Raw genomic sequence first — 7,255 nt, 5'->3', positions numbered from 1 at the left:
GTCATAGCAGTGTCAGTAGTTGCTCAAGATTCATAATTGTCACACTGCCATATATTGAATCAGCTTTAGCCTCCAAGCTTTCCTGCTCACAACTTAACCCTACAACCAACTGCTTTTGACCGCACCCTCGCAGGAGGCGAGTTCTCTGCCTGTTGCGATCGCTGCTTGTTCTTCTAATACAACTCAAGCGGATACTAATAGTAAAGGTGGGTTCAATTCTGTAGGCACGGTAGCGCAGTTGAGCAAAAATAATCAGTTACTCAACAAAAATTCCGCCGTTGGGGCAGTTTTAGTAGTTCGTACCAATCCAGCAAATAGCCTTAGCGCCGTCAATCCTACCTGCACTCATGCAGGGTGTACGGTAACGTGGGCAGCTAAATCGCAAAAATTTGTTTGTCCTTGCCATGGGTCCGAATTTGGCACAGATGGCAAAGTATTGAAAGATCCTGCCTCTAAACCATTGAAAACCTACAAAGCCAAGATTGAAGGCAATTCTGTTTTAGTTAGCTCGTAAAAGCACTCATTGGCTCTTTGATGAACCGAATATAAAAATGCTTGAAAGTCGATTTGACAACGCGAGGCATACCAAAATCAATAGGCATTAAAGTATCTGGTAGCCGCCAATCATGAACTTGCAGTTCGTCTGGTTGTAAGAGCGGAAAAGTAATACTATCCAAGTCCCCGCAAAGCTCTAATCGTTGACTGGCGGCGATTGTAGGTACGCTAGAGGGGTCAACATTTAAAATATGAGCGATCGCGCGATCGAGAGCAAATACATTACTTGCTGCTCCCAAAATCCCCAACTGTCGGGGTTCTCCCCCACTAGGTCCATTACCTTCATGGGCAATAATACCATCAACAATCGTTAGCGCCGGATTAATTGCCCGTGCCGTTTCTACTAGCATTTGCCCAAACCTAGCACTATCTTTTCCTGCTTCCATATGCCACCAAGCTTTCATTTTGCCAGGAACGCAACCAAATAGATTTTTTACACCCATTGTTAAAGTTAGCTGCGTATGCGACTTAATTTTAGGTAAGTTGATAACTACATCCGCCTCCATTGCTTCAGCCGATAGCAACAGATGGTTAAATTCTTCTCCAGTAGTTTGGTAACGTTGACCGTGAAAATCGATAATTGGTAAGTTTAGTTTCTCAATCCAGGGCAAATAACCATTCGCCGCCGCCACTCCTTTGGCACTCCCAAAAGCTGGACTATCACCAAGGAAAGGTTTGCCCCCTGCCGCTATTACCATTTGAGCGACAATATAGACTAATTCTGGACGAGTAGTACATTCTTTGCCGGGACGCGCCCCCGTTAAAAGATTAGGTTTAAGCAAAACGCGATCGCCCATTTTGACTATGGCTGCCATTCCGCCCATTGGTTCTAGCAGTTTGACAATATTATTTTGCAGCGATTCTAGTTCGTAGGCATCGGCGCGAATTAAACTAACACTGGGTGCGGTCATAAAAATTTTCAATCTAATTGAATTAAATTGGGAATGTAAAAGGAGTTCAAACTCAATTATGAGTTAATTTAATATCACTGAGCCAGGAGGGCGCAAGCACGGGTCCCGATTATTTTACCTGCTTGGCACAGCCTCAACCTCAACAACTAGCACCGCCAAAATCGCCTGAATTAATTGCGTAAATTCTACAGGCTTAGTCAAATGGCGCTGGAACCCAGCATGAAGGGACTTCTTGATATCTTCTTCTCTGGCACAATCTGTAAGCGCGAGCGCTGGGATTTGTCCGACTTGCTTCATTTCTCTAATGCTACCTAGCAACGTGTAATTGTCGGTTTGAGGCACAGCAATATCGCTAATCAAAATATCTGGTTTAAACTGCTCAATAACTTTTATAGCATCGGCGGCGCAACTAACCGCCTCAATAATAGCGCCTGATGCTGCTAAGGCAAGTCTTACAAGTTCTAAGCTATCAACTTCATCAATCTACTATCAAAATGCGGATATTAGTAAGAGGCAGTTGTTGCGGTACTTCTGGAGTAATTGCTGATTCAAAATCGTTGCTTATTGATTCAATGACTGGCAGCATGACAGTGAACGTCGCTCCTTGCCCAACACCAGGACTACTAGCGCTGACTGTCCCATTATGCAACCGAGTTAAGTGCGAAACAATCGCCAGCCCCAAACCTAGCCCATCTGTCGAGCGCGTTGTCGAACTATCGGCACGGCGGAAGCGATCGAATATATGGGGCAAAAATTCTTGACTAATTCCTTTCCCCGTATCTGTTACTTCAATTTGAGCTTGAGAACCATCTTTCTGTAAAGAAATTTCAATACTGCCACCTTTGGGAGTGAACTTGATGGCGTTTGTTAGTAAGTTAGTAATAATTTGTTGCAAACGGCTGTTGTCACCCAAAACTTGACAATTGGCATTGAGTGTCGAGCCTAGTTGGATTTGCTTTGCTTCTGCTGCCAAGCTCATACTGGTAACAGTATTTTCAATCAGCGTAGCCAAACTTACAGGAGTCATAGTTAGTTGCAAGTCGCCGCGAATCATGCGCGAAACATCTAACAAATCTTCAATTAGTTGCACTTGGGTTTGAGTATTGCGTTCGATGGTTTCTAACGCTCGGTTAGTTGTCTGTTTATCCAATTCGCGCGTTCTCAGCAGCCGCGCCCAACCCAAAATTGCATTGAGAGGCGATCTCAATTCGTGGGATACCACCGCCAAAAACTCATCTTTACTACGGTTTGCATCTTCTGCTTGTTCTCTTGCTGCTTTTTCTTGTAACAGCAACACTTCTTTTTCGGCTCTCAATTGCTGGGAGGCGGTGATATCCAAATCAACTCCAGCCATGCGGACAGGTTGCCCATCCTTGTAAAAAACTTGCCCTTTGCTTTGCGCCCACCGAATGTAACCGTTTGGATAAACGACCCGAAATTCAATATCGTATTCTGCGCCTGTCGCTACCGATTGCTCAATGGTATGCAGGACGCGATCGCGATCTTCGGGGTGCAGCCTAGAAACAAACATGGCGTAGGAGCCATCAAATTCTCCAGGCTGCAATCCAAACAGAGCTTCCATGTTGGCAGACCAGACAATTTGACCTGTTAATATATTCCAGTCCCAAGTTCCCATCTGGGCAGCTTTTAAGGCAAGACGCAATCCTGCTGCACTTTCCTTAAGTTCAGCTTCTACTTGTCGCCTTTGGGCTAGTTCGCTCTGAACCTTTTGATAAAGTTCTGATTGCTCAATCGCAATGCCAATCTGCGTTGATAATTGCTTAACTAAGTTAATTTCTAATTCTTGCCACTGACGGGGCATAGAGCAATGATGAGCAATCAGCAATCCCCACAACATTTCTCCTTGAAATAATGGCGCAACTAAACACGCTTTTACTTGAAACTTTTCTAGTTGCTCGACATCCCATTCATCTACTCCAGCATTGTATATACCTATTTTTGCTGAAATTATTTCCTGGCGGTAGTTATCAATGTAACGCTCGGCAAAAAAATTCGCTGACAAAAGACTCTGCCACTCCTCCCCAACAGATTCGACAATTGCCGTCCCGCCGCCGCCTTGTTGGAGTTGAAAAATAATCACGCGATCGGTTTGCAGAAATTGCCTTACTTGCGTCACCGTTGTTTGCAAAACTTCTTCTAGATTTAGCGATTGACGAATTTGCTGAGAAATTTGGCTGACAATTTTTTCTTGCTCAATCCGTTGCTGCAATTGCTGCTGTAACTTGAATGATGCGATCGCGCTTCCTAGGGCTAACTGCAACAGAGGAGGAGTTATTTGACTTTTGACTAAGTAATCTTCTGCTCCATTTTTAATTGCTTGTGCTGCTAATATTTCGTTTCCTTGTCCCGTAATCATTACTACCGGAGAACAGAACTTGCCTGACTGACTTTTCAACGCTGCCAAAAATTCTAATCCATTCAAGTCTGGCAAAGAAAAGTCTAATAAAATTCCATCTATTGGTTGCACCCCACATATTAATAATCCATCTTTTGCCGATTGAGCCTCTACTACTGTGTAGTCATACTCTAGATCGGCTTGCAAATAGCGACGATAAACTTCCCGATCTGGAGCAAATTCATCAACTATTAGTATGGTGCGGTGTTGTTTAGTCATTATGCCTTACATAAGTTAGTTCCGATTGGGTATTAGCAACTTAGGTAATGGTAGCTATATTGCTATTAGCTTAGTGTTATAGGGCTTTAAAATTCAGTATCAGTTGTACGTTGGCGGTTTTATTTTCTAATACAAATAGCCGATTTGTACCAGAAAGTTTAGCCCAAATAGCTAAAAAGCTACAATTAGGGGTACGCCCAAAGACTTACTTTCAAGTTAATTTTACCAAATAAATATTTATTTAGTAAATGTGTGTTTTAGTACAGAAACTTGGCTTGTCATTCTTACGATTATCTAGTCAATAGCTACAATTATTTCATTGCCACCGGAGGTTTAATATTTTTTTAATAACCCAATTATGGGTATCAAATGTAATAGTAGCTACACCAACAAAATAGGTAAAAGTAATTGCGATCGCCCAAAAAAGTTTTGCACTTTATAGGCAGTTAGGTAAATCCCTTTACAAAAGGCTATTGACTTCTCGCCATCTTACCTTTGCAAGCATCGTCCAAAATTTCTGGCTAAACAGAAGCAAGCAAATCATCATAACGGCGCACTTCTTCAATTTTATTATGCTTATCTACCAAAACAACGGTAGGACAGTAGGTTTTAAGCTCTTGGCTGTCAAATTGAGCATAAGTCATAATAATTACCCGATCGCCAGCCATTCCGAGGCGGGCGGCGGCTCCATTTAATTCAATTGCTCCAGAATTGGCAGGAGATGCGATCGCATAGGTAATCAATCGTTCGCCATTAGCAACATTCACTACTTGCACTTGTTCGTAGGGTAAGATGCCCGCAGCGTCTAATAAAGTGCGATCAATACTAATACTACCCACATAATTGAGATTGGCAGCAGTGAGAGTACAATTGTGAATTTTGGCGCAAAGCAGTGTCCGTTGCATTGTCATGGGGCTAGGGAGCAAGAGGAAAAAATAAATATTATCTTTCCTCCTACATTCTAGACTTGGAGTGACAATCGACGGATTTAAGTAGTTTTCGAATCGGAATCTCTACCTTTTTCGCTACCAGCTTTGATACACTTTTCAACCAAAGGCATGACAAATTCTATATCTTGCCAACCGCGAATGTCGGTAACTTTTTTCTCTAAATTTTTGTAACTGCGGAAAAATTCAGCAATTTCATCTAATCGGTGAGGTGCAATATCTTTGAGGGATTTTACATGAGCGTAACGGGGATCTTTGTCGGGGACGCAAAGAATCTTCTCATCGCGATCGCCACCGTCAATCATTTCTAACATTCCAATTGGTCTTGCCGCAATCACGCACCCCGGAAAAGTTGGCTCATCCATTAGCACCATACCATCTAGAGGATCGCCATCATCGGCTAGGGTATTGGGTACAAAGCCGTAGTCGTAGGGGTATTGTACCGACGAATAAAGTACCCGATCCAAAGCAAAGGCTTGGATATCCTTATCGTACTCGTACTTATTTTTACTACCTGCGGTGATTTCGATCAGTACATTGATTAACCCTGGCTTGGGTTGGGCTGGAATGCGGTCTAAATCCACAAAATTTCTCCACTTTAAATTAGGCACTAGGAGACTTGGCAATAATTGCTCCCTTGGAAACGCATTCTAGGATAAAATGGACACCTACGAAAATAGAGCGGGTATTTAGTTTTACCTTGATAGCGGACAAGATGGCTATTTTGCTAGTGACTTCTGCTACGATGGGTCAGCAGACTTAAGAGATACCATGCCGTCTAACGCAGGCATCAGTTATGAGGCTAAAAAACCTATTGAGGCAGATTAGGTCAACAGGTAAAGACGAGAATTTTCTGCATCTAGTTCACGATATAGAAAAAGTCGTTTCTAAGCTGCTTGCTATTGGGATGTTGATTGTCATTCTTATCGCCCTAATTGATTTAGGCATACTTTTAGTTAGAGAAGTGTTTGCAGAGCCTGTGGGTTTTTTTAACACCACCCTCATTGAACTATTTGGATTATTTTTAAATATTTTGATTGCTTTGGAGTTGCTAGCAAATATTACAGCTTATTTAGAAAAAAACGTCATCCAAGTTGAATTGGTAATAGTTACGTCTTTAATTGCGGTGGCGCGAAAATTGATTATTTTAGACTTAAACAAAACCACAGGTATCCAACTAATTGGACTTGCGATCGCAATTTTTGCCTTATCGGTCACTTATTGGATTGTCCGCCGTAGCAATGCTAAACCATCTCTTTAGCGAAAATTACTATGACTTTCTTTCAATTTGAAGCAGATTTTGTTGATAACCTCCGTTGCATTCCCATGCAAGTACGCTTCAAGCTAGATACTTGTGGAATCAAGCTAAAATTAGCAGATTGGAATTGTTTTAGCGAAGCAGAGCGTCAAGCAATCGTCGAACAACCTTGCACTACCACCGCCGAAATTCAAGCTTATCGCCAAAAGCTGCAAAGCTTAGTCCAAAAACACACGGGTACTTTAGCAAAAGATTTGCCTATAGAAGCAGACCCAGAGTGGATGGATTCTACAAATATTCCGCTTGAAGTGCAACAAAAAGCTCAAGAAGTAGTAGGCGTTACTTTGACTGGGCAACAGTGGCAAGCTTTGACTCCATTGCAACGCTTTGCCCTAATTAAACTCAGTCGCCCCAGCCACGAAAACAAAAATTTTTATCCTGCACTGCAAGAATTTAATCTCTACATTCAGTAGTTCTTGTTGACCCCCTATAGCGCGATCCTACCTCAAGATTTGAGGAACCGGATTTCTGCGCCCAGAATTGAGATTTGGGGGCAAGTCAAAATTTTACTGGCTCAAAACCGATTGTTATGGGTTATGGGTAGGTGGCGGCAATCTTACTTTCTTTATATTGAAAGACATATTTAAAGATTCATCTAAATAATCTTTTTTTATAGTTGGAATTTAACTTACTTCATAAAAATTTTACTAAAAACCTGGTTAACTTCACATGAACTTATTCTAATTTTCATCTACACAATACAAATCAGAATAATTACGGTGTCGAGATATAGCAATCCTGAATGGTTCATGAAAATGCACCATACATGAATATCTTTGGGAAATTAAAAATTTGTCGGTGAGTTACTAGCTCAAACAAGCGCTTGACAGCAAAGAAAGATTTACACAGATGATAGAACTCTCGGATAAACCTCTTTGCTTGCAACCAC

General features: G+C 41.9%; 8 protein-coding genes and 1 pseudogene. 3 read left to right on the top strand and 6 right to left on the bottom strand.

Translation table 11 applies throughout. The features are described 5' to 3' along the window. The first annotated feature begins 115 nt into the window (after positions 1–115). Positions 116–514 carry a QcrA and Rieske domain-containing protein gene (locus AC2VE5_RS23215; protein WP_486890029.1) on the top strand — a complete coding sequence of 133 codons (399 nt, stop codon included), beginning with the start codon at positions 116–118 and terminating at the stop codon, positions 512–514. Here AC2VE5_RS23215 and AC2VE5_RS23210 read toward each other — a convergent pair. The 5 genes from AC2VE5_RS23210 to AC2VE5_RS23190 all read right to left on the bottom strand — a co-directional run bounded on the left by AC2VE5_RS23210 (position 504) and on the right by AC2VE5_RS23190 (position 5,632). Continuing rightward, positions 504–1,466 (bottom strand): Npun_F2552 family protein, encoded by a 963-nt coding sequence (locus AC2VE5_RS23210; protein ID WP_486890028.1) that lies wholly within the window; start codon positions 1,464–1,466, stop codon positions 504–506. The two genes, AC2VE5_RS23215 and AC2VE5_RS23210, sit on opposite strands and share 11 nt — an antisense overlap. A gap of 114 nt (positions 1,467–1,580) precedes the next feature. Next, positions 1,581–1,949 (bottom strand): response regulator, encoded by a 369-nt coding sequence (locus AC2VE5_RS23205; RefSeq protein WP_486890031.1) that lies wholly within the window; start codon positions 1,947–1,949, stop codon positions 1,581–1,583. Next, positions 1,945–4,101 carry an ATP-binding protein gene (locus AC2VE5_RS23200; RefSeq protein WP_486890027.1) on the bottom strand — a complete coding sequence of 719 codons (2,157 nt, stop codon included), beginning with the start codon at positions 4,099–4,101 and terminating at the stop codon, positions 1,945–1,947. Before AC2VE5_RS23200 ends, AC2VE5_RS23205 begins: the two co-directional genes overlap by 5 nt. A gap of 521 nt (positions 4,102–4,622) precedes the next feature. Beyond that, positions 4,623–5,006, bottom strand: coding sequence for an aspartate 1-decarboxylase (gene panD / locus AC2VE5_RS23195; RefSeq protein WP_486890030.1), 384 nt, complete (start codon positions 5,004–5,006; stop codon positions 4,623–4,625). 83 nt (positions 5,007–5,089) lie between these two features. Continuing rightward, entirely contained in the window at positions 5,090–5,632 is a 543-nt protein-coding gene (locus AC2VE5_RS23190) for an inorganic diphosphatase (RefSeq protein WP_486890026.1), read from the bottom strand. Positions 5,633–5,844: 212 nt separating this feature from the next. On the opposite strand from AC2VE5_RS23190, the gene AC2VE5_RS23185 reads away from it, so the two are divergent. Together AC2VE5_RS23185 and AC2VE5_RS23180 are read left to right on the top strand one after the other, a co-directional pair. Continuing rightward, the gene (locus AC2VE5_RS23185) at positions 5,845–6,309 is read left to right on the top strand and encodes a phosphate-starvation-inducible PsiE family protein (RefSeq protein WP_486890025.1); all 465 of its coding nucleotides are present in this window, start codon (positions 5,845–5,847) and stop codon (positions 6,307–6,309) included. Between the two features lie 11 nt (positions 6,310–6,320). Then, positions 6,321–6,779 (top strand): nitrate reductase associated protein, encoded by a 459-nt coding sequence (locus tag AC2VE5_RS23180; RefSeq protein WP_486890024.1) that lies wholly within the window; start codon positions 6,321–6,323, stop codon positions 6,777–6,779. A gap of 334 nt (positions 6,780–7,113) precedes the next feature. On the opposite strand, the pseudogene AC2VE5_RS23175 reads toward AC2VE5_RS23180, so the two are convergent. After that, positions 7,114–7,255 (bottom strand): annotated as a pseudogene (locus tag AC2VE5_RS23175) (IS630 family transposase); the annotation flags it as partial.

Source organism: Aliterella sp. E5.1 (assembly GCF_057473825.1).
The sequence above is the reverse complement of the archived record's forward strand: the minus strand, read 5'-3'. Positions and strand labels throughout refer to the sequence as shown.

Bases quoted from the DNA above. Each gene is read 5' to 3' on its own strand.
- panD (WP_486890030.1), bottom strand. From the start codon at position 5,006: ATGCAACGGACACTGCTTTGCGCCAAAATTCACAATTGTACTCTCACT.
- AC2VE5_RS23210 (WP_486890028.1), bottom strand. From the start codon at position 1,466: ATGACCGCACCCAGTGTTAGTTTAATTCGCGCCGATGCCTACGAACTA.
- AC2VE5_RS23185 (WP_486890025.1), top strand. From the start codon at position 5,845: ATGAGGCTAAAAAACCTATTGAGGCAGATTAGGTCAACAGGTAAAGAC.
- AC2VE5_RS23180 (WP_486890024.1), top strand. From the start codon at position 6,321: ATGACTTTCTTTCAATTTGAAGCAGATTTTGTTGATAACCTCCGTTGC.
- AC2VE5_RS23200 (WP_486890027.1), bottom strand. From the start codon at position 4,101: ATGACTAAACAACACCGCACCATACTAATAGTTGATGAATTTGCTCCA.